This window comes from Nocardia brasiliensis IFM 10847, assembly GCF_000710915.1.
Taxonomy (GTDB): domain Bacteria; phylum Actinomycetota; class Actinomycetes; order Mycobacteriales; family Mycobacteriaceae; genus Nocardia; species Nocardia brasiliensis_A.
Genome location: NZ_BAUA01000044.1, coordinates 16326 through 35804, shown reverse-complemented (window position 1 = coordinate 35804; position 19479 = coordinate 16326). Strand labels below are relative to the sequence as shown.

Below are 19479 nucleotides of genomic sequence, written 5' to 3'. Positions count from 1 at the left end.
ACTTCAGGAATCTTCATCACGTCTTAGCTGTCTCTCGTAGTCACATCTGGAACTCAGGTAGTTGGACGATCAAGCCGTCCCACTCCGCGGCGGCCGTCATCTGGCAGGACAGCCGGGAGGTCGGCTGGCGCTCGGGGTTCATCGCGAGCATCTCCTCCTCCTCGGGGCCGGAGAGGCCGACCTGCCCGGACCATTGCGGATCGACGATCACATGGCAGGTGCCGCACGCGGCTTCACCTCCGCAGTCGCCGTCGATGCCGGGCACCGCATTGTTGGTCGCGACCTGCATCAGCGACTGACCCTCCTGGAGAGGCACCTCGTGCTTCTGGCCGTCGTGGGAGACAAAGGTGACAACTGCCATAGCCAACTCCTGATACGTAGTCCTCAATCTGAATACTGGGTAAAAGTCTTGTCGACGATGAGCGCTACGACTATGTTCGACGGAGTCAGAAACTTGTGAATTCGGCTCAGCGAGACGATGGTGAACCTCAATGACGAGGGTGTGCACCAATGACGCGGGTGTGCCCCCGCTCGTGTTCGTGCAACTGCTCGAGAGCCAAGCGCTCGACCCCGACGCCGTCGCACGGCTCCGCACCATCATGGCTCGCGAAGGAACCGACGAGGCGACGCTGATCCAGCGTGACGCCCAGGTCCCGTTACGGTGGTTTCGGGAGGTATACCCCGAACTCGATGTCGATCAGGCAACCCTGCTCGGTTTCGCGTTCGCTGAACAGGCCCAGTTGACGTCCTTCGGCCCGTTGAGTTTTCCGCTGGTCAGCGCGGGCTCGGTGGCCGAGATCGTGGAGCTGCTCACCTATCTGCCGTTGATTTCGACAGCGGTCAGCCCACAGTTCCATCCGAGTGAGCACGGCCTCACCGTCGGGCTCACCGGGCACACACGTGATCCGGCGCTGGACTGCCTGGTCGTCACCTACAGCGGGTCGGCGCTACTGCGACTGCTCGACATGCTCGCCGGAGAGGTACGAACTGTGACACTCCATCTGAGTTGGCCAGCGCCGGCCTTCCCGACCAATCGCGAGGACATGCTGGCCGGGCGCCTGTTCTTCGACGCTCCGATGTCGTTCCTCCATATACCCGCTGACACTCTCAACGAGGTCTGCCGGTTCTCTGATCCCGTCGCGTATCGACTCGCCATCGTCGATCTGCGACGAACTCTCGACCAGCGCAGCGGAACCATATCGTTCTCGGAGAAGGTGAGACGGTTGTTGGAGAAGGATCCCGGACAGAGAAGTAGTCAGTCGGTCGCACACGAGCTGTCGATATCCACCAGCACGCTCAAGCGTCGCCTCGCCGATGAGGGGACCACCTTTCGCGGGTTGTGCCAGTCATTCCTGCGCGAACGCGCGGTGCTGCGGCTACTCGACCGATCAATGTCGGTAAGTGAGATCGCCACTGACCTCGGATACAGCGACCTCACCAACTTCTCACACGCCTTCAAGCGATGGACCGGCCGCTCTCCGAGCGAGTTCCGGCACACACAACGCTGAGTTGCCCAGGGCAGTCCGGAGACAAGATGGTTCGGCCTGTCGCTTCCGGTCCAATACTGGATCTGGCACGAGTTTCGTGATCCCGTCTGGTCGGGTTGTTCAGTCGCTCATCAGGATTCGCTTGCGAAGCAGGTCGGGTTTGGCCCGGCCGAACATCTGACGTTCGATTATCTTGACCCTGTTGACGTGGCCCTCGACGACACCGCTGCTCCATGACAAGGTGAGTCTCGGTCGTCGGCCCGGTGTCGATGAGGTCGACAGTCAGCGAATCGGGTTGTGTTTCCGCCACATTCGCGTTGTTCAGGCACTCGCGATGGCGGCGAGGGTGCGTTCGACGGCCTCGCCAAGGTTGTGCCACAGATGCCAGCGGTCGGCGACTTGCAGGGCAGTCGGTGCTCCGGCGGTGGCGACGTCGGCAAAGGCTCCCGCGCGGTCGCGGCAGATGATCTCGACACCAGGGTGCGCTCGGAGCCAGGCGGCCACCGTGTCGGCGGTGCGGTCGTCGAGCACTTCGACCGGCCGCCGGGACTCGACGTCGATCAGAATCGTGCCGTAGTCGTGGCCTCAGCGCAGCGCGAAGTCGTCGACCCCGCGCACCCGCGGCGTCGCAGGTTGCGGGTCGGGCATCGCGCGGATCTTGCGCAACAACGTCATCCGGCTCACCGACGCCGCCAGGTTCCGGGTCAACCGAGCCCCGGCGCGGCCCACCCACTGCCAGCGCGACCGACCGCACCCAGCACGCGCTCCAGCAACGTGGTGCGCCGCGCGAGCCCCGCCAGGCCGGGGAGCTGTTCGGCGAAAGTTCTTCGGTCGCAAGCGGAGTTGCTGCAGAACAACCGGCGCTCATAGCGGCTGTGCACCGGGCTCGACACCTGCCCGCAGTCCGGACACGGCACCGGTGCCTCGGGCGCGCTCGCCTCGATCCGGACGACGGCACCGGCCTCGACCACGCTCTCAATCCGCAGCTCACTCAGGTGCGGGAACAGGACCGCCAACGGCCCGACAGCAGAGCACGCGCGACATAATGAATCATCAACGGCCAACGCGCATCCCGATTGGGTCAATCACTCAATCTGTGCCAGATCCACAGTTGGGCCGAAGTTGACACGCCCACGCAATCCCCATCAACACCGGATGAGTTGAATGGGGAGGCCGTCGGAAGGGACCGGCAACGATGTGTTGTCCCAGCGGACACGGTAGCCTGCACGCCACGCGCGACGAGATCATCGACAACGTCACAAATCAGTTCACCGCGAGTGCTCGGCGCAGATGATGCTGACACAAGCAACGCCGAGAGGGCGGATCGGGCTGCTGGCATTGCAGGCCTCCTGTTGGTACCAGTCGGTGGTCGCGCACGATTCGTCGAGGATGCGCCTCTTGCCTGGGCTTGTCCGCCCGCAGATACCGGGTCGATACCGGCGGCGGGGAACGTGCTGGACGAACCCACCGGAGGGTTCGAGGAGAACCCAACCGCCCGATCCCGCCGAGAATTTGCCGCGGACGGCTACGTGGCGCGTTGCCCCGGCTTTTCGAGAGTGGGACTTGTGAGGGCTCCGGAAGCCATGGTTGAGTACTCTTCCACGTGTTCGGCCAGCCGGTGCCAGGCGGCGTGGACGGCCGGATCCGCCGGGTCGCCGTTCATCAGGAGATGGTAGGCGTGGATCTGGCTGCCCGCGAGGGTGTCGATCAGATCGCCGAGTGATTCGTGGCGATGTGTGATCGGCGGTTCGAGATGGGTGAGGTGGGCTGTGGCCCAGCCGTCGATCGCTGTGATGAGAGAGAGTCTTTCCGCATCGATGGCAGCGGAGTTCGTGAGTTTGAGTGCGAATCGATGCAGGGTTCCCAACTTGTTCGCGGGAGTGCTCAATGGATGGCCGCCCCTACTGTCACCGCGTATCGCCGCGAGTAGTTCCGCGCCGGTTGGTAGCGAAACAGCGTGCTCGGAGGGCACTGCGGAGAGCGGCTGCAGTGGAACACGATCGGCAGCCGCGGCGTTGGTGGACGGTGTCATGCTCGACTCCCGCGGTTGTTGGTTGCAGGTCGGTGGTGGCACCCGACGCGAGGTGATTCCAAATCGGTGGGGCGGTGCCGGACCGATTCGGTGGCGCGGGCACCTCGCGCCAGGTGCACGAATGATTGTTTCGCGGCCGAGCAACTATCGGGAGACCGGTCCCGCCCCCCATTGAGCCCCCCATTTTCGCGGCGGGCTCACCGGGTTCGGTGCAGGCAAGCTACCGTTTGGCCAAGCTCGGGACGCGGGAAGGGTCGGCTCGGTGGTGCCATCGGCGAGAAACCAACGGTTGGATCACATGATCAAGCGGCGGGGTTGGACACGCCGCGACGCCGCTGATGCCGTGAATGTGGCATATGAGCAAATCACCGGCAGACCAGGGGCATACACCGAGGAACGAATTCGTCGCTTGATCAGGGGTGAGATCACCTGGCCGCATCCGGAATACCGGCGAGCGCTCGAAGAGGTATTCGGGGTGCCGGTATCGGACCTGGGGCTGTTCAATCGCCGACGCGGGGTGGACGCGTATGTGAGCACGGCCCAGGGCGGCAATGGTGTTTCGGCGTGGGACATCGAGGCGATGGAAGGGAGGAGCGAGATGAACCGCCGGAACGTGATGGAGGCGATCGCGGTTCTCGGTGCGGCATCGCCGGCGGTCCTGGTCGGCACGAGCGGTGGCGACGAGACCGAACGGCTGGCCGGACCGGTGTCGGCACCGTGGCGTGTCGACGACGCGACGTTCGATATCGTCGAGGTCATCGTCAACCACGCGAAGCTGCAAGACGATCTCCTCGGCCCACGAGCGGCCCTCGGGACCATGCTCAGTCAGGCGCGGCTGATGGATTCGTTACTCGTCGGTGTCGACGGCGGACGGTTACGTTCGCGGGCACTGGTGCTGCGTAGCCATATAGGCGTGTCCTCCGGGTGGCAATGTTTTGATCTTGGTCATCACAGCGCTGCCGCTGCACATTTCACCGTTGCGCGTGAAGCAGCCGATGAGGCCGGCGCGCACGACACGTCGGCAATGGCAATGGCTGAGTGGTCCTGGACGGCCGGGGCGATCGGGGCCGCGACGCTCGCACTGGATCTCGCCGCCGCCGCGGAGTCCCGCGCCGCGGTCGCCGGTGACCCGCGGCTGCGCGCGCACGCCGCCGGGATCGCCGGGGTGGCCCTGGCCAGGCTCGGTCACGCCCGCGAAGCGCGCGCCGCGTTGACGCGCGCCGTGACGCCCGACATCGAGGCGGTCCGCGATCCCGCGGAATCGATCGCATACTTCTGCGATCCAGCGCACATCGCGCGACTGCGCGCGGAAACCCTCCGGTGCACAGGCGACACGGCGGCCGCGATCAGTGCGGCGACCGAGGCGATCGCGCTGCAGCCCCGGCGCGACAGCGCTGAAACCTACGTGCTGCTCGGCACGCTCCACCTCGAGGCCGACGATATCAACGCCGCCGTCGCCGCATTCTTGACTGCCGCCGACACCGCTAATCAATCCCCGCGGGTAGCCGGCCAGCTGAGATCAGCGCAAGATGCTCTCGAAACCGCGGCGCCACGATCGAGCGCTGTCCGATTGCTCGACGATCGACTCAGCGACCTGCAACCTCCGGCCCCTTGACTGCCAGTCCCCCGGACCGAACCCGCAGACCACGCTCGGTCGGCAGCCGGCGAGTTCGACGGAGGAATCCGTAGCGGGTGCCATCCGGTGGGCGATATCGACTGGGGTGTAGCAGGATTCGAACATCACAGGTCCTCGGCCAAGCCGCCGCAGTAGGCGGTCGCGGCCACGTCGGCCAGGCGATCAGACTGCCGCGCAGGCCGCGCGGAGCGCTTTAAGACAATCTATCCGCCGCTTGACCGGCCTGGATACGAGGGCTACCTTCTAGCGCATGAACACCTACAGTCAGGCTGTGGGTGGAGAAAGTGTGACAAAGTCCCTGATGGCGCACAACATTCAGCCCTTGACCAGGTATCAGAGGTCAGGGGCTACGTTCATTTCACTGGCGGGTCGAGACCGGTTGAAGGTTGACCAGCGAGGATATGCTTGCGGTGCAGATGTATCGGGGCTTGCTTCCGACGGCTTCGGCAGCACCAGTTACCTGCCCGCTTCCAAGTGCCGATTCGCCCGATAGTTTGCTGCCGCTGAACCGCATTCCGGTGCGTGAGGAGAACAACCTCTTGTCCCAGCACCCATGGGCGCCGACGCCCGAACTACGTGAGCGGGCCCGGCACCTTGTCGATCGAAGCTTGACGATCGATATTCACACCCACCCGCGAGCGATCATGCCGCCGCTGGTGCGGCGAGCCGCCGAACGCGTTGCGGCGCTTCCCCGTGACCCGCTCGCCAACCTGACCGCGGCCGGCGTCGATCTCGTGGTCCTCACCGCAGTAGGGGACGCGCTGGGAACCGCTTGGCGGTTCGGCGGGCCCTGGCGAGCGGTGGGGACACAACTCGATGCAGCGATCCATGAGGCTGAAGCTGCGGGCCTTGCGGTGATCACCGACCCTGGGCAGGCGTCCGCTGGGAGTTCCTCGCAGGTAGTCCTGGGGGTGGAAGGCGCGGACTTTCTCGGTGGAGACCTCGAAAGGCTCGAACTACTGCACCAGCGTGGTTTACGCGTTCTCGGCTTAATGCACTACGCGGACAACCGCATCGGGTCGATCGGAAGCACCCTCACAGGGCGCGTGCGACGGTCCGCAGGCAGAGCCACCGGCCTGACCGGCTATGGGCGTGAGCTGCTCGGTGAACTCGACCGGCTCGCCATCGTGCCCGATCTCGCTCATGCCGACCGCGATACCACGTTGGCCGTCTGCGAGGAGTCCGACTTCCCGGTCATCAGCTCCCACACCGCGGCCTCGGCGGTGCGTGACTTTCCCCGCTACATCAGCGATGTCGAGATCGACGCCATCGCGTGGACCGGCGGTGTGATCGGGTTGTGGCCCGCTTCGATGCGCGGGCGCGCGATGACCGACCTCGACGACTTCGCCCGGCACGCAATGCATATCGCCGAGCTGGTCGGTGTCGAGCATCTGGCCATCGGTACCGACAAGAACGGTGTGCCGGACTATGCCGACGGCTATTGCGCATCAACCGATTTCGCCAATCTCGCGGCTGCGCTGTTGCGGATCGGTTTCGCCGACGACGATGTCGCCGCGATCCTGGGCGGTAACGCTCACCGCGTCCTCACCCACGCCGAGCAACGACCGCGCACAACCAGTCCCTGATCAGGCAACGCGGTCGGGGGTTTTGTCCTTCACAACAGACGAGTAGGACCGTTACCCCACTGGCGAGGTACTCCTCGGCTGCTCGCGCCGACCTCGGGCTAGTCGTCGTTGCCCGGGAGTTGTGGTGATCCGAGGAGTTTGCGCAGTAGCCGGATGTAGGGCCCCCAACGTGCCGGATGTGCCACCGTTCCCGTGCAGGCGAGTTCGGCGCGGTCGAGGCTGTCTTCCAGACAGGCGTCGTGGAGTGGTCCGATCGCCAGGGGCCAGGTGAGACGCGCCGCGCGGTGGGTTTTCATGGCGAGAGTGTGGCGCAGCATTGTGCGGTTCTCGTCGACAGCGAGGACGGCGTATTCGTGGAAGCCGTCGAAGCCGCGTGGGCCGGTGAAGGTGAAACGTACCCACGTGGCGGGTACGTAGGCGACGACGGTGTAGCGGACCGGTCCGTGACCGCCGACCGCACCGACCCCGAGGGGGCGGTCGAACTCCATCGGCGGCCATCCGGGCGGCCACAGTTTGTCCTCGCTGCTCGCGAGGGTGTCCACGAGCGCGCCTACCTCGCGGGGCTGGGCGGCCAGTAATCGTTCGTGCACGTTGTAAACAGCCATAAATCCTCCTCGTCAAGGTTTATGGAGCGGTCACTCACACGTGGTTCTGGTACACGCCATCGCGGTTCCCACCTAATCGAGTTTCGTTGTCAGCGGGCAGGTTGACCGTATTACGACCCGTTCGAGGGGGTGGCCTGCTGGGATGAGACTCGCCGGGCGGCTTTCAGGCCGGTCCCGGATAGGGCCGAATCGGAATGCCGAAGTCGCGCCGTCGGGCAAGCTGTATTGCGTGGGGTGGGTGACGATGAACGCTGGATTCCGTGCGTTGCCCGCGTCCGCCGATCTGACGGTGTATCCGTCGTCGTACTCACCGAGCACGCAGTTCCGGTCATCGCCGGGGCTACTGTTGCTCGGGCTACTTCAGCTCACAGAGGGCAGGTATTCGGGGGTCGTGGGAAGGAAATCTCCAGGGAAGGCAGGGCCGAAGAAGACGAGGAAGACGCTTACGGCGGCCAAGGCGACCAGGGCCGGGAACGACCACAGCGGCCATACCGAGACGATGCGCCGACGCCGCCAACTCCGGACCACCAGCGCGAGTACCACCAGCTCCAGAACGCAAGTGCCGTAACCCATCAGGTAGAAGCCTGCGTCGGCGTAGGTGCGGCAGGCGCCCGTGCACTCGCTGGCTTGTCCGCCGGGCGCACCGAGCATTCCGACCATGAAGGACAGGCAAATTCCGAAGAGGAAGGCGCCCGCGCAGAGCAAGAGCGCGCTGACGAGGTCGACGTACCGACCCGCCGCACGCTGCGGCTTCAGGAAAACTTCGGCCGATGACGTCATGAAACCTCCTCGTACACAGGAGGATAGCGCGTTCGACCGCTCGATTGCCGTCGAGGTAGTAGCTCGTCGGCACGGTTTCGGCGAACGGGTAGCTGCCGCCGCTCATGGGCGGCGACTCGGCCGGAACTGATCGCCGAGCTGATCACCCAGCTCATCGGCGACCAGATCGACACCGGCCGATCCCGGTCGGGCCGGGGATGCGGGCGGGCCGGTGCGGTACCAGCCCCCGCGCTCGCACCCCCTGCGGCGCCGCTCAGATTCGGTACGCCCACCCATCAGAGCCAGGGGTAGCGCCCGCCTACTCCGGCGGCGACGGTTGCCGGATACCGGCGGGCAGCGAACCACCCGCGACGTCGGCGGCGATGCCGAGGGTTTCCTCGTACTCGCGGACTTCGAGATCCGCACCGTCGGAAAGGGATTCGGCGTCCTCGACCGGTTGTGCCGAGTCCGGCGCGACATCGGGCTGCTCCTCGGCCAGCCGGTCGGCCAGCGGGCGCGGGTGGCTTTCCTCCCACGGCGTCATCCCGTATTTGGTCGCGCCGGACCAGTGCTCAGGCGGATCCATCCCCGCCTCCTGCGGGTCCAGCCGCAATCGATCCTCGTCTAGATCCTCGGCACTGTTGAGCGCTGCCGGGTCGGTCTCGACCGCGTCCGGATCGCCGGTGTCCTGCGGAGGGTCGTAGGTGTTGCCCGATTCGGTCATTGCTGCCTCCTTCCGCTACGCGACTTCCCACACTGTCGCGGGTAAAACGTGCGCGGCCGGAGGCGTCAGCGAATCACGGCAGGACGACGCACGCGGGTCCGACGCTGATCCCGGTCCCGATCGGGAACGGGGTGTCGTGGGAATACGCGTCGTAGTCTTCCTCCGACCGGTACTCGACCACCCAGATGTGGTGCTGACCCCGCTGCGGCGGAATCCACGTGGTGCGTGCCACGCCGGAAGCATCCGCGACCACGACGGCCGGCTGGAACGCGCCCCGGACCATGCGCCCGTCGGCCTCGTCGAGGAAGACCACTTCCTGGCCCGGGTCCGTCTTCGCGATGACCGAATACGAGCAACCGGCGCCCAGGGCGGACTCGGAGCTACCGAAACTCTGCCCGCGCTCGACACCGACGTAGGTGACGGCGGCACCCGCCTGCGGTGCACCCAGTGCAATACCGGTGGCCAGCGCGCCGATCATCGCCGCGACGGCGACCGGTCTGTTCTTCAACACGATGAAATCCCCTCTAAAACAATGAATTTCCCGGAAAAATTCGGGAACACTGCGAACTGTCCCCCACCCCTCCCAGGCGTTCAATACCCCGGTTTCGGGGGCACGGCGGACACGCTGCGCGCCACGCCAACCCTGCCCGAAATCTCCACGAATTCAACACAATTGGCCCGATCACACCGGATAACGTGACCTCCGTGCCCGATCGGCGCGCCGTGCGGGCGAACGAACGAATTTGTCCCGCAACCCCTATCGGTTCACAGCTGGTAGCTCTCGATGTCGGCGATGCCGTGGGTGGCGCCACCGGCCGCGGCGAACGCGGTGAGGGCGTGCACCAGCCCGTGCCGGTCGGCTTCCGGCAATTCGGCGACCACGACGGCGATTTCCTCGCGGCGGCGGTCGGTCACGGCGGCGACGATCTCGTGCCCGCGAGCGGTCAACTCGACGATCAGCTCGCGACGGGAATTCGGATTGGGCTTGCGATCGATCAGCTCCGCGGCGACGAGGCGATCGACCATGCGCGTCGCCGTGGACGGTCGCACCCCCAGAATGCCGGCGAGCGCCGCCACGTTGGAGGGCCCGCGCGTGGAAAGGATGACCAGCGTCCGGAATTGCGGGATGGTGATCGTGTCGTCGACGGAGGCGATCGACCGGGCCGACAGCGCGACCAACACTCGCGACGCCGTCAGCAGCGCCTCGGTGATCTCATCGACCGATTCCTCGGTTCGGCGGCTCATCAGTTCCCTTTGGTTGCGGTGAGCGCCAATTCTCCCATCCTGCGGCCCGCCCGCGACGAATGAGAGGTATATCGAGTCGGCGCGGCAGAAATATTGCACATAGCAACTGTTGCACAATGCCCCTATCCGGTAAGGTCTCGAAGTCGTGATGTCAGAGGCGGCGGACGAATCGCGAGCGGACGTTCGCATCTGGGCGGCGGTGACCACGCTCGGCGTGGTGCTGGGCTACGCGGCTGTGCTGCTGGGCAATCCGCGGCATTTCTACACCGACGACACCGAAGCCCAGTACGCGCCCATGTGGGTCATGATGGGCCGCTACCTGCGGGAGGGCCGGTTCCCGGCGCTGGTGCCGTGGGAGTGGATGTCGGGCAACTACTCGCTGGAGGAAGCGGGGATCTACAACCCGCCGCAGCTTCTGGTCGACGTGCTCGCGCCCTCGTTCGACAACATCGCCGCCTACGCCACCGCGGTGAAACTGGTCTTCTCGATCATCGCCGCGCTCGGGGTCTTCCGGATCTGCCTCGCCTACGGTTCCCGGCCGCAGTGGGCGGCGGTGGCGGGTGTGGCCTTTCCGCTGAGCGGCTGGTTTCTGTTCTTCGACGAATCCAGTTGGGCCACTTCGCTCACCGGCACGGCCTGGATGGTGCACGCCTGGGCGTCCGCGGTGCGCTACGCGCGCGGTCGCAGCGGACCGATACCGACCGTTGTCTTTCTGTACCTGGCGATTTCAGTGCAGTACGTGTTCCCCGCGGTGGAAGCCGCCTTGATGATCGTCGCGGTGGCGGCGGGCGAGGTGCTCTACCAACGACGATGGGCGCCGACGACAAGGCTGCTGCTCGCGGCGAGCTGCGCGGGACTCGCCGGACTCGCGACCTATCTACCGAGCGTGCTCGCCTCGCCGATCACCTGGCGCGGCGACGAGCGCATCCTCAACGATCCGTTCCTCACGGTGCCGTGGTCGGAATCGCTCAATGCCAGTCTGCCGAGCACGGTTCCGGCGTTCACCGGCTGGTGGGGTTACGTCCAACCGCTACCGATGGTCTACATCGCGTGGTTCCTCGTTCCCGCCCTGGCGTTCATCGACTGGCGTGCGGCACGGGCCTCGGCGCGCCAACTGAGCGGGGTGGCGCTCTTCGCGACCGCCGTGCTGATGTGGTGCGCGGGGCCCGGGCAGATCGGCCCGCTGCGCTGGCCCGCGCGGGTGCTGCCGATGGTGGCGATCGCACTGCTGGTGCTGGTGTGCGTATTGCTCAGCCGCCACGGCACTGTCGAGCAGTGGCGGCGTCGAGGGGTCGCCGCCGCGGTGCTGATCGGACTACTGTTCGTGCGGTCGTTCTCCGCGGGGCCGCACCAGGTCGTGTGGCATCTCGTCGCGGCCGTGGCCGTCGCCGCGCTGGGGGCGGCGACGGTCTGGCTGATCCGCACCCGGGGTGTGGCGATGGCCTGCGTGCTGGCCATCGTCGCGATGTTCCCGATCGCCTACTGTCAGGTGAGCGGCGCACCGCCGACACCGCTGTCATACGGGTTCCCCGAACGACGCTCAGCGATGCAGGCGGCGTTTCCCCGATTCGACGGAGTCACACTGCAACTCGCCGACCGCGGACTGCTCCGGCCCGAGGACAAGTCGCTGGCGGGCGCCTACAGCTCACTGGCTTTCGGCAACTACGCCAAGAACATGAACCTGGACTACGTCAACGCCTACACCCCGATCGGGCACGCCGCGTTCAGCGCGCTGCTGTGCATGGGCTGGGACGGGAGCACCTGCCCGGACGCGTATCGCCGCGCGTTCGCGGTCGAACCAGTCACGGGCAGAACGATTGTCGATTTGATGAAAGTCGATCGCGTGGTCCTGCAACGCGCGCAGTATCCGGAGATCGGCCGCACTCCCCCGCCGCCCGGCTGGCGGTGGGTCGACTATCCGGGGCACGAACGTTACATCTGGGTGCTCGAACGCACCGACGGACTGCTGTCCACCCGCAACGGCTTGATCGCCGACGCGCAGGGCGCCACCGCGATCTCGACCGAACGCACCAGCGTCACCAGTCGCATTCGCGTCTCCTCGGCACACGGCGGGCGGGTCGTCTTCGCCCGATTGGCTTGGCCCGGCTACCAGGCGACGCTCGGCGGGCGCGACCTGGCCGTCGGCAAGCTCGCGGGAACCTTTGTGTCGGTGCATATTCCGGCAGGCACCGAGAACGCCGAACTGATCCTCACCTGGCGGCCTTCGGCCTGGCAGGCCGGTCTCGCCGCCGCACTGGCCGGCCTCGCCGGAATGTGCTGGCTGCATTGGGCCCACCGGCGACGGCTCGACATCGGTGCCACGCCATCGGAACACCGGACACCCGACGAGCCCGAACGCGAACTGACCGCGGTGTCGTGACCAGCCTGGAGGAGTAACCATGTCTATCGCCGACTTCGGTGCCCGCATGTTGCAGACCCGTTGGGCGGTGCGTGCGCCGATCCTGCTCTACCGCGCGGGTCTCGGATTCCTGTTCGGCACTCGCCTACTGATGCTCCAGCACATCGGACGCCGCAGCGGCGCAGCACGATTCGTGGTGCTCGAGGTCGTCGACCGCCCTTCGACCCACCGCTACATCGTGGTGTCCGGGTTCGGCGCGAAAGCCCAGTGGTACCGCAACATTCAGGCCGAGCCCCGGGTGCGCGTCTCCACGGGCACGAAACGCGCGGTCCCCGCCACCGCAACGCCGATGACCGCAGCGGAATCGGCCGCCGCACTCGAACGCTACAGCGCACGCCATCCCCGCGCCTGGAAGAACCTGCGCGTCACCATCGAACGAGCCACCGGCGCCCCGGCGAGCACCTTACCCATGGTCGAGCTGACGCTGCAGGTGCACTGACGCCGGGCTCTACTTCAGCCGCAGCGCCCGGATCAAAACCGAGACTCGGTGAGGGTTTCGTCCTGACGACGGGCGTTTTCCGGGGCGGGCGTAGTGGCGATCCAGCGGGACGCATCGATCAGCGCACCGTTGATGAGCACAGCGAGGCTGCGGGGTTCGACCTCGGCGGCGACCATCCCCTCGGCCTGCGCCCGCTCGATGAGCGCCGACATCGACTCGACACAGTGGCTGTGGTCCGCGTCGACCGTGCGACCGAGCACCGCCGGCGCGTCCTGGAACAGAATGCGTTGAATATCCGGACGCGCCGAGACCTCGAGGTCGGCGCGGCAACGCTTTTCGAGCGCGACGAGCGGGTCCGGCTCGGCCGCGGACAGCCGGTTCAGCTCAGCGTCCAACTCGGCGTCGAGGGTGTCCACCACCGCGGCGAGCAGGCCGTTCTTGCCGCCGAAGTGGTGGTAGAGGGCGCCACGGGTAAGGCCTACGGACGCGGTGAGGTCGTCCATGGAGGTGTCGGCATAGCCGTGCTCGCCGAAGTGTGCACGGGCGGCCGCCAGCAGCTTCACCCGCGTCTCTTCGAGCATATCCGCTCGTGAACGGCTCGTTCCCACAGCGGCCAAGCTATTGACGTACGCGACGTATGTCAAATAGCTTGCCTTCACATACGCGCCGTATGTGAAGCTCGAGCGGCGCCCATCGAAGGGAGACCCATGGTCAACTCCTATCGCGAACTGTTCCGTTCGCCGGGAGCCGCAGCACTGACCACCGCCGGCCTGCTCGCCCGCATGCCGCTGTCCATGGTCGGCATCGGACTCATCACGATGGTGTCGCAGACCAGTGGCAGTTTCGCCCTGGCGGGCGCACTCGCCGCGACCTACGCGGTCTCGATGGCACTCGCCGCACCACAGGTCTCGCGCCTGGTGGACCGCCTCGGACAACGACGAGTGATACCCGCGGCAGCCCTGCTGAGCACGTCCGCTCTGGCGGCACTGCTGCTGACCTCAGCCCTGCACGGACCGGATCAACTACTGTTCGCACTGGCGGCCGCAGCAGGCATCGCACCCAGCGCTCCCGCTCTGGTGCGAGCCAGATGGACAGAGCTGCACCGTAATTCGCCGATCCTGCACACCGCGTTCGCCTGGGAGACGGTGCTGGACGAGGTCTGCTTCATCGTCGGACCGCAGGTGTCACTCGGACTGAGCGTCGCACTGTTCCCGCAGGCAGGACCGCTGGTGGCGGGCCTGCTGCTGCTCACCGGAACACTGTGGCTGGCCGCGCAGCGAGACACCGAACCCGTGCGCACCGCGGTGCGTGAACGGCCGTCGCTGTTCAGCGCGCTCGGGAACCGGGCGGTCTGGACCGTGACGATCGTGATGGTCGCGATGGGCACCATTGCGGGCACGATCGATGTGGCGAGTATCGCTTTCGCCGGTGCACAGGGGCAGCCCGCGGCGGCCAGTATCGTGTTGTCGGTCTACGCCATCGGTTCGTGCGTTGCCGGATTCCTTTTCGGCACAGCGAAACTCACTCGGCCGATCGGGCAGCTCCTGGCGCTCGGCATCGTCGCCACCGCACTGATGACGCTGCCGCTGCTGTTCGTGACATCCATTCCGGCACTGTCGGTCACGGTGCTGATCGCCGGAATGTTCTTCGCGCCCACCCTGATCCTCGCGGCCCAACTCATCGAGGTCGCCGTCCCGCCGCACGCACTCACCGAAGCGCTCACCTGGTCCACGGCCGGACTCGGTTTCGGCATCGCGATCGGTCCCGCGGCCGCAGGGCCGATCATCGACGCGCACGGCGCGAACGCGGGATTCTGGGTCGCGGCGGCAGCGGGCGCGGTGTTGCTCGCGCTCGCCGCCGTATGCCACCGCACCTTCCGCGCGATGCCGACGCGGCCCGTCGCACCGGCACCTGCCACGGCGCCGTGCGCCGGTTGACCGAAAGGTGCTGCCGGGAAGCGCTATTCGGGTTCGGCAGCGGTGCTGGGCGACGCGACACGGGTGAAGCGAATGAGGTCGCTCCATCGGTCGCCGCGGTCGTCACGGAAGGAAAAACCCTCCGGCTCGGCCAGCTCCCGCAACTCTGGCGCGCTCAAGCGGTCCGGATCGGGGAAGTACTCGTAGAAGACGAGTTGGCCGCCGGGTTTGACGACGCGTGCGAGGGCGCGCACGCAGGCGGCGCGGTCCGGGACCTCACCGATCACCGCCGCGAGGAACGCGAGATCGAATTGCCCGTCGGCGAAGGGCAGACCGGCGCCCGCGTCACCGCTGTGGAATCCCACGTTGACGCAGCCCGCCCGGTCGAGTTTGCGGCGCACTTTGTCCAGCATCTGCGGCTGGATATCGAAGAGCTCGAGCCTTCCGCCGGTGAGTTCCCTGGCCAGTTCGAGGCTGTAGAAGCCGGGGCCGGGCCCGATTTCCAAGACCTGTTCGGTCCCGGCCAGCTCGAGCCGTTCGATCACCGACCGCGGATTCGAGATGAACCGGCGCACGGGGTTGTCCAGCAGGAACGCGGCCTGGTGGGGGTAGGGGAACTCGCCTAATCGTCGTGTTTGCCGTAACAGGGTATCCACCCAGGTAGTCGACATACGCACCTCACAAAGGAGTCGATAAGGTTCACCTTACTCCTCCATTTGCATTGCGGCACAGTCGAACCGACGATCGCAAACGGGACCTGACCACCGAGACACTAGACGGTTAGGTTAACCTAAGTTACGCTCCGCATGTGGCCGAAATGGTGTCGTTGGGCGAAGTCCAGGAAACGCTGCTGATCCCGCTGTACGGGCGAGCGCTCGACGCCCGGCAGCGCCGGAGCGTGTTGCACGACCGCAAGGCGATCGAACTCGTCGAGTCGATCGACTACGACTTCGCCAAGTTCCGCGGACCGTCACTCGCCGGATCGGTGCTGCGGGCCTCGATCTTCGACGAGTACGTGCGCGGGTTCCTGCGCGAGCATCCCGAGGGCACCGTCGTCGACCTGGGCTGCGGCCTGTCGACCAGGTTCGATCGCCTGGACAACGGCCGGCTTCGCTGGTTCGATCTCGACGTCGCGGACACGATGGCGTTGCGGCGCAAGTTCTTCGACGACGGCGAGCGCTACACCATGATCGCCGGATCGATCTTCGACACGGACTGGTACGCACAGATCACCGAGCGGTCCGGACCGGTGTTCCTGCTGAGCGAGGCGGTGCTTCTCTACTTCCCCGACGAGCAAGTGCGCACCACGCTGAAACGGTTCGCCGCGACGTTCCCGGCGAGTCCACTGGCAATCGACACCGGCGGGACCATGATGATGAACAGCCAGGATCGCAATCCGGTGTTCAAAGCGGTTCCCGCACGGATGAAATGGATCTGCGACGACCCCGCGGACCTCGAACAGTGCGGTCTGCGACTACGCGAGTCACGCACCTTCGCCACGCCCCAGCCCGCCGTCGCCCGGACCTGGCCGACCCGATACCGCTACGGCCTCAAAGCCTTCGGCTGGACGACGCCGGTGAAGACCTACCGGCTCAACCTATTCGAGACGGTCGGCCGGGACTGACTGCCGCAGCACCGCTCGATACTCCCAGGCCTCCCACAGCGGATGCTGCGCCGAATGCCGTTGATCGGCACGGATTTCCACCCCGTCCAGCTCCATCCGCTCGACGGTCAGGCCGGTGCCTTCCACGAGCAGCAGCAGGTCTGCGGGGGTGTAGCAGCGACCGAACTGATCGAGAGCTTCCGCCTCTCGGCCGACGGGCCACCAGCGGTCGTTGAAACGACCGGCCACCGGGTCGTAGTCGTTCGAATTGGCGAGATCGATGGTGTAGGTGTCGTATTCGAGCTCACCCGCGATCCGCGCCCATTTCCACGGGCTGAACACGTCCACGATCATGCGGCCGCCCGCCGCGAGCCATTCCTCGCCGACCCGGCGCAGCAGGGTGCGCTGCTCGGCGTCGGTGCCGATGCCGAAACCGTTCCAATAGACCACGCAGTCGAACCGCCCCTCGAGGTCGACGGTGTAGAAGTCGCCCTCGACCACCCGTAGATCACGTCCCTCGACCAGTTCCGCGGCCTGCCGCGCACGCGTCGCACTCAATTCGACCGCGACCACCGAGTAGCCCCGATCTGCCGTGACGGCCGCGGTGAGGCCGCTGCCCGCGCCGAGTTCCAGGACCCGCCGTACACCGGGACCAGCCAACCGGGCGATCGCGTCCGCGCGCTGAAAGTCTTTCTCCTGCACCGTCTGTGGACCCCACCAGAGCGGGGCGGTCTCGAAGAACGGTTGCACCCAGTCCATGACCACGCTCCCACCGGTCGGCCGCGGGCGAGCCGATCAGCCCACCGGCGCCCATCCTGCCTCGGCGGTCGCACCGGGGAAAGCGAATATTCGCACGTAACCCGCTGTCCACGTTGTGGCACAGCAGATTTCACGAGCGACCGGTCAGTACGGCCGACGCACCACGCAGACCGAACGCTGCGCGTCGTAGCGGGCTTGATCGAGGCAGCGAAAGTGCAGGGTCGCCATGCGGCGGTTCGCGGAATCGAGGCAGCGGTAGAACACCGCGTCGTCGTCAGGGTCGGCGTAGTACCCCTCGTCTTTGTTCGCGTCCTGACAGAAATCGACGCCCGCCTCCAGCGGCACGACCGCATATTGCCTGATCACCGCGCCCCGGCCCGCCGCGTCGGGCAGATCGACCGCCGCCATGGTCGTCAGGGTGAGCAAAGCGACACCCAGAGACGGCAACGCTGCGGTCGCGGCCCCGGCGACGAGCACGCCCGCACGGCACACGGGGGCGGTTCGGATCTTCACGGCAGTCCTATCTACCCCGGTAACGAGGTGTCGACGGTTAGCTACTCCCCTGTATTCGGCTTCACGCACACGCTGGATCGGACTTCCCCGGGCGACAACCGGGGGAACCGACCGATGCCGCTGGTTTACCACGGGCCCCGATCCGGACCATTACCCTATGCGGCAACCGAAAACGGATTCGTTAGCCGAAAACTTCTGTGACGTGTCGCACAATCGGTTTAGCAGCAAACTCCCTGCTTAGGTAACGGTTCGGCAACTACCGAGGGCGCATTCCAAGATCGGTAGCATCTTCCATTCGCCTTTCGTTCACCCTGCGTTAACCATCTGTGACCATTCTGCGATCAGGTCAAGAAGCGACCTGGAGTTTGGTTACACCGAGGAGTTGTTCACCCACATTCGGAAAACGACCGCAACGGTAGGCACCATGCCCGCCGCGGTCGGCGGATCGGGATCCGGCAACGGACCCGCGAACCCAACCTTCCGCCACTTTCTCCGCATCGAGGATGCGGAGTTCCCCGCGACATCGCGGCCGGGCTCGCAGTGAGCGCCCCGGCATCGCCGCACTGAACGCGTCGCGTTTTCGGGACCAGGACGTCCCGCACAACAAAACCCCACAAAAGCACATCAGCCCGTCCCGGCGAGCGCCGACCCGCGCGCCCCGCCTCGGATCCGCGCTGCCCGCGCGCGCCCGGATCGAAACCTGTCCCCGACAAAGGAACCGATTTCGCAATGCCTGACAGACGCCTTTTCCAGCTCCGCCGCTCGTCGCTCCGCGAGGGTTGCACCATCGCGATCGCCGCAGCCGGCATCGTCGCCGTGGCCGCCTCCTCCGCCGTCTCGGTGGCCGACGACAGCGTCCCGTCTCGCATCGCGCTGGTCGCCGACCGGCACCTGGCCGCCCAACCCGTCGCCGCGGCCCTCCCGGCGCCCATGCCCGCCCCACTCCCCGCACCCGAGCCCGAGCCGATCCCGGCGCCGATGCCCGCGCCCACCTACCCGGACAACCTGGACGGCTGGATCCGCCAGGCGCTCGACATCATGGCGGCCAACAACATCCCGGGCAGCTACGACGGCATCCTGCGCAACGTGATGCGCGAATCCACCGGAAACCCGCAGGCGATCAATCTGTGGGACTCCAACGCCGCCGCGGGCATCCCGTCCAAGGGCCTGCTCCAGGTGATCGATCCGACCTTCCGGGCGTACCACGTCGAAGGCACCTCCTGGGACATCTACGACCCGGTCGCCAACATCGCCGCCGCCTGCAATTACGCGGCGCGCACCTACGGCTCGATGGACAACGTGCACGGCGCGTACTGAGCCACACAGACCGACGCCTTCCCGCGCCGCCGGCGGGGAGGCGTCGTCGCGTCCGTGCCGACCTGCGACTAGGGTCGTTCATCACCCGACCCTTTGGACTTCCGCGATGACCGATTACGCGCACAGCGACGCGGCGGCCAAGAGCCGCGCCGAAAAAGCCAAACGCCTCGCGGGCTATATCTGGCAGCGGGGCATCACCGGACCGGAACTGCTGGCGATGCCGGCCGCGACGCGCCGCAAGCTCGCCAGGGCCGCCGAGACCAACCCGCCGAGCACCGAGGAGACCTGGGGCACCGTCGCGGCACTGCTGACGGACAAGGACGAATGGGCCGCGCGGAACCCGGGCCATCCGGCCGCGCAGCGCGCGAACACCGACGAGAAGCTGCTCTGGGTGAAGCCGCCCATCACGCCGTGGTCGTAGCGAAAGACCTTGCGCAGC

At 66.3% G+C, this 19479-nt stretch carries 22 protein-coding genes and 1 pseudogene; 9 read left to right on the top strand and 14 right to left on the bottom strand.

The genetic code is table 11. From position 1 onward, the window contains the following. Positions 1–40: 40 nt before the first annotated feature. On the bottom strand, positions 41–361 hold the full coding sequence (locus NBRGI_RS08755; protein ID WP_029894349.1) for a 2Fe-2S iron-sulfur cluster-binding protein: 321 nt from the start codon (positions 359–361) through the stop codon (positions 41–43). Positions 362–491: 130 nt separating this feature from the next. Between NBRGI_RS08755 and NBRGI_RS08750 the strand changes: the two genes are divergently transcribed. Beyond that, on the top strand, positions 492–1508 hold the full coding sequence (locus tag NBRGI_RS08750) for a helix-turn-helix domain-containing protein (RefSeq protein ID WP_029894347.1): 1017 nt from the start codon (positions 492–494) through the stop codon (positions 1506–1508). A 300-nt stretch (positions 1509–1808) separates the two neighbouring features. Here the strand turns inward: NBRGI_RS08750 and NBRGI_RS43570 are convergent. The 4 genes and pseudogenes from NBRGI_RS43570 to NBRGI_RS08735 all read right to left on the bottom strand — a co-directional run. Continuing rightward, positions 1809–2060: pseudogene (locus tag NBRGI_RS43570) on the bottom strand (transposase); the annotation flags it as partial. Positions 2061–2072: 12 nt separating this feature from the next. Beyond that, complete coding sequence (locus tag NBRGI_RS49585) at positions 2073–2195, bottom strand: hypothetical protein (protein ID WP_268808379.1); 123 nt, start codon at positions 2193–2195, stop codon at positions 2073–2075. Further along, entirely contained in the window at positions 2192–2458 is a 267-nt protein-coding gene (locus NBRGI_RS43565) for a hypothetical protein (protein ID WP_148310748.1), read from the bottom strand. Before NBRGI_RS43565 ends, NBRGI_RS49585 begins: the two co-directional genes overlap by 4 nt. Positions 2459–3012: 554 nt before the next feature. Further along, entirely contained in the window at positions 3013–3375 is a 363-nt protein-coding gene (locus NBRGI_RS08735; RefSeq protein WP_029894345.1) for a hypothetical protein, read from the bottom strand. Positions 3376–3928: 553 nt separating this feature from the next. On the opposite strand from NBRGI_RS08735, the gene NBRGI_RS08730 reads away from it, so the two are divergent. Together NBRGI_RS08730 and NBRGI_RS08725 are read left to right on the top strand one after the other, a co-directional pair. Beyond that, entirely contained in the window at positions 3929–5134 is a 1206-nt protein-coding gene (locus tag NBRGI_RS08730) for a hypothetical protein (protein ID WP_029894343.1), read from the top strand. Between the two features lie 629 nt (positions 5135–5763). After that, positions 5764–6741 (top strand): dipeptidase, encoded by a 978-nt coding sequence (locus NBRGI_RS08725; RefSeq protein WP_235210892.1) that lies wholly within the window; start codon positions 5764–5766, stop codon positions 6739–6741. A 98-nt stretch (positions 6742–6839) separates the two neighbouring features. On the opposite strand, the gene NBRGI_RS08720 is transcribed toward NBRGI_RS08725, so the two are convergent. The 5 genes from NBRGI_RS08720 to NBRGI_RS08700 all read right to left on the bottom strand — a co-directional run bounded on the left by NBRGI_RS08720 (position 6840) and on the right by NBRGI_RS08700 (position 10074). Next, complete coding sequence (locus tag NBRGI_RS08720; RefSeq protein WP_029894339.1) at positions 6840–7346, bottom strand: hypothetical protein; 507 nt, start codon at positions 7344–7346, stop codon at positions 6840–6842. Positions 7347–7706: 360 nt separating this feature from the next. After that, positions 7707–8126, bottom strand: a complete 420-nt coding sequence (locus NBRGI_RS08715) for a hypothetical protein (protein WP_029894337.1) — start codon at positions 8124–8126, stop codon at positions 7707–7709. A gap of 298 nt (positions 8127–8424) precedes the next feature. Next, positions 8425–8829 (bottom strand): hypothetical protein, encoded by a 405-nt coding sequence (locus NBRGI_RS08710; RefSeq protein ID WP_029894335.1) that lies wholly within the window; start codon positions 8827–8829, stop codon positions 8425–8427. 73 nt (positions 8830–8902) lie between these two features. Beyond that, complete coding sequence (locus tag NBRGI_RS08705) at positions 8903–9340, bottom strand: hypothetical protein (protein WP_029894333.1); 438 nt, start codon at positions 9338–9340, stop codon at positions 8903–8905. A gap of 254 nt (positions 9341–9594) precedes the next feature. Then, positions 9595–10074: a MarR family winged helix-turn-helix transcriptional regulator gene (locus NBRGI_RS08700; RefSeq protein WP_029894331.1), complete on the bottom strand. Its 480-nt coding sequence runs from the start codon at positions 10072–10074 to the stop codon at positions 9595–9597. A 148-nt stretch (positions 10075–10222) separates the two neighbouring features. Between NBRGI_RS08700 and NBRGI_RS08695 the strand changes: the two genes are divergently transcribed. After that, complete coding sequence (locus NBRGI_RS08695; protein ID WP_029894329.1) at positions 10223–12454, top strand: hypothetical protein; 2232 nt, start codon at positions 10223–10225, stop codon at positions 12452–12454. Positions 12455–12473: 19 nt separating this feature from the next. Continuing rightward, positions 12474–12932 carry a nitroreductase family deazaflavin-dependent oxidoreductase gene (locus NBRGI_RS08690; protein WP_029894327.1) on the top strand — a complete coding sequence of 153 codons (459 nt, stop codon included), beginning with the start codon at positions 12474–12476 and terminating at the stop codon, positions 12930–12932. Between the two features lie 32 nt (positions 12933–12964). Here the strand turns inward: NBRGI_RS08690 and NBRGI_RS08685 are convergent, their stop codons facing one another. Next, entirely contained in the window at positions 12965–13513 is a 549-nt protein-coding gene (locus NBRGI_RS08685) for a TetR/AcrR family transcriptional regulator (protein WP_200882143.1), read from the bottom strand. A gap of 126 nt (positions 13514–13639) precedes the next feature. On the opposite strand from NBRGI_RS08685, the gene NBRGI_RS08680 reads away from it, so the two are divergent. Then, positions 13640–14869, top strand: coding sequence for an MFS transporter (locus tag NBRGI_RS08680; RefSeq protein ID WP_029894323.1), 1230 nt, complete (start codon positions 13640–13642; stop codon positions 14867–14869). A 23-nt stretch (positions 14870–14892) separates the two neighbouring features. Here the strand turns inward: NBRGI_RS08680 and NBRGI_RS08675 are convergent, their stop codons facing one another. Next, positions 14893–15504, bottom strand: a complete 612-nt coding sequence (locus tag NBRGI_RS08675) for a class I SAM-dependent methyltransferase (protein ID WP_051727620.1) — start codon at positions 15502–15504, stop codon at positions 14893–14895. A 161-nt stretch (positions 15505–15665) separates the two neighbouring features. Between NBRGI_RS08675 and NBRGI_RS08670 the strand changes: the two genes are divergently transcribed. Beyond that, complete coding sequence (locus NBRGI_RS08670) at positions 15666–16472, top strand: class I SAM-dependent methyltransferase (protein WP_235210897.1); 807 nt, start codon at positions 15666–15668, stop codon at positions 16470–16472. Here the strand turns inward: NBRGI_RS08670 and NBRGI_RS08665 are convergent. Together NBRGI_RS08665 and NBRGI_RS08660 are read right to left on the bottom strand one after the other, a co-directional pair. Then, complete coding sequence (locus NBRGI_RS08665; protein ID WP_029894317.1) at positions 16446–17210, bottom strand: class I SAM-dependent methyltransferase; 765 nt, start codon at positions 17208–17210, stop codon at positions 16446–16448. The two genes, NBRGI_RS08670 and NBRGI_RS08665, sit on opposite strands and share 27 nt — an antisense overlap. A gap of 144 nt (positions 17211–17354) precedes the next feature. After that, entirely contained in the window at positions 17355–17723 is a 369-nt protein-coding gene (locus NBRGI_RS08660; protein WP_029894316.1) for a chitin-binding domain-containing protein, read from the bottom strand. A 729-nt stretch (positions 17724–18452) separates the two neighbouring features. Here NBRGI_RS08660 and NBRGI_RS08650 point away from each other — a divergent pair. Both NBRGI_RS08650 and NBRGI_RS08645 read left to right on the top strand, forming a co-directional pair. After that, positions 18453–19040 (top strand): transglycosylase SLT domain-containing protein, encoded by a 588-nt coding sequence (locus NBRGI_RS08650; RefSeq protein WP_029894314.1) that lies wholly within the window; start codon positions 18453–18455, stop codon positions 19038–19040. A gap of 106 nt (positions 19041–19146) precedes the next feature. Further along, positions 19147–19461 (top strand): hypothetical protein, encoded by a 315-nt coding sequence (locus NBRGI_RS08645; RefSeq protein WP_029894312.1) that lies wholly within the window; start codon positions 19147–19149, stop codon positions 19459–19461. Positions 19462–19479: the final 18 nt, after the last annotated feature.

What these genes read in the sequence shown, in the direction of transcription:
- NBRGI_RS08645 (WP_029894312.1), top strand. Translation starts at nt 19,147, where the DNA reads ATGACCGATTACGCGCACAGCGACGCGGCGGCCAAGAGCCGCGCCGAA.
- NBRGI_RS08710 (WP_029894335.1), bottom strand. Translation starts at nt 8,829, where the DNA reads ATGACCGAATCGGGCAACACCTACGACCCTCCGCAGGACACCGGCGAT.
- NBRGI_RS08700 (WP_029894331.1), bottom strand. Translation starts at nt 10,074, where the DNA reads ATGAGCCGCCGAACCGAGGAATCGGTCGATGAGATCACCGAGGCGCTG.
- NBRGI_RS08650 (WP_029894314.1), top strand. Translation starts at nt 18,453, where the DNA reads ATGCCTGACAGACGCCTTTTCCAGCTCCGCCGCTCGTCGCTCCGCGAG.
- NBRGI_RS08750 (WP_029894347.1), top strand. Translation starts at nt 492, where the DNA reads ATGACGAGGGTGTGCACCAATGACGCGGGTGTGCCCCCGCTCGTGTTC.
- NBRGI_RS08670 (WP_235210897.1), top strand. Translation starts at nt 15,666, where the DNA reads ATGGTGTCGTTGGGCGAAGTCCAGGAAACGCTGCTGATCCCGCTGTAC.
- NBRGI_RS08755 (WP_029894349.1), bottom strand. Translation starts at nt 361, where the DNA reads ATGGCAGTTGTCACCTTTGTCTCCCACGACGGCCAGAAGCACGAGGTG.
- NBRGI_RS08680 (WP_029894323.1), top strand. Translation starts at nt 13,640, where the DNA reads ATGGTCAACTCCTATCGCGAACTGTTCCGTTCGCCGGGAGCCGCAGCA.
- NBRGI_RS08690 (WP_029894327.1), top strand. Translation starts at nt 12,474, where the DNA reads ATGTCTATCGCCGACTTCGGTGCCCGCATGTTGCAGACCCGTTGGGCG.
- NBRGI_RS08665 (WP_029894317.1), bottom strand. Translation starts at nt 17,210, where the DNA reads ATGGACTGGGTGCAACCGTTCTTCGAGACCGCCCCGCTCTGGTGGGGT.
- NBRGI_RS08685 (WP_200882143.1), bottom strand. Translation starts at nt 13,513, where the DNA reads ATGCTCGAAGAGACGCGGGTGAAGCTGCTGGCGGCCGCCCGTGCACAC.
- NBRGI_RS08720 (WP_029894339.1), bottom strand. Translation starts at nt 7,346, where the DNA reads ATGGCTGTTTACAACGTGCACGAACGATTACTGGCCGCCCAGCCCCGC.
- NBRGI_RS08715 (WP_029894337.1), bottom strand. Translation starts at nt 8,126, where the DNA reads ATGACGTCATCGGCCGAAGTTTTCCTGAAGCCGCAGCGTGCGGCGGGT.
- NBRGI_RS08695 (WP_029894329.1), top strand. Translation starts at nt 10,223, where the DNA reads ATGTCAGAGGCGGCGGACGAATCGCGAGCGGACGTTCGCATCTGGGCG.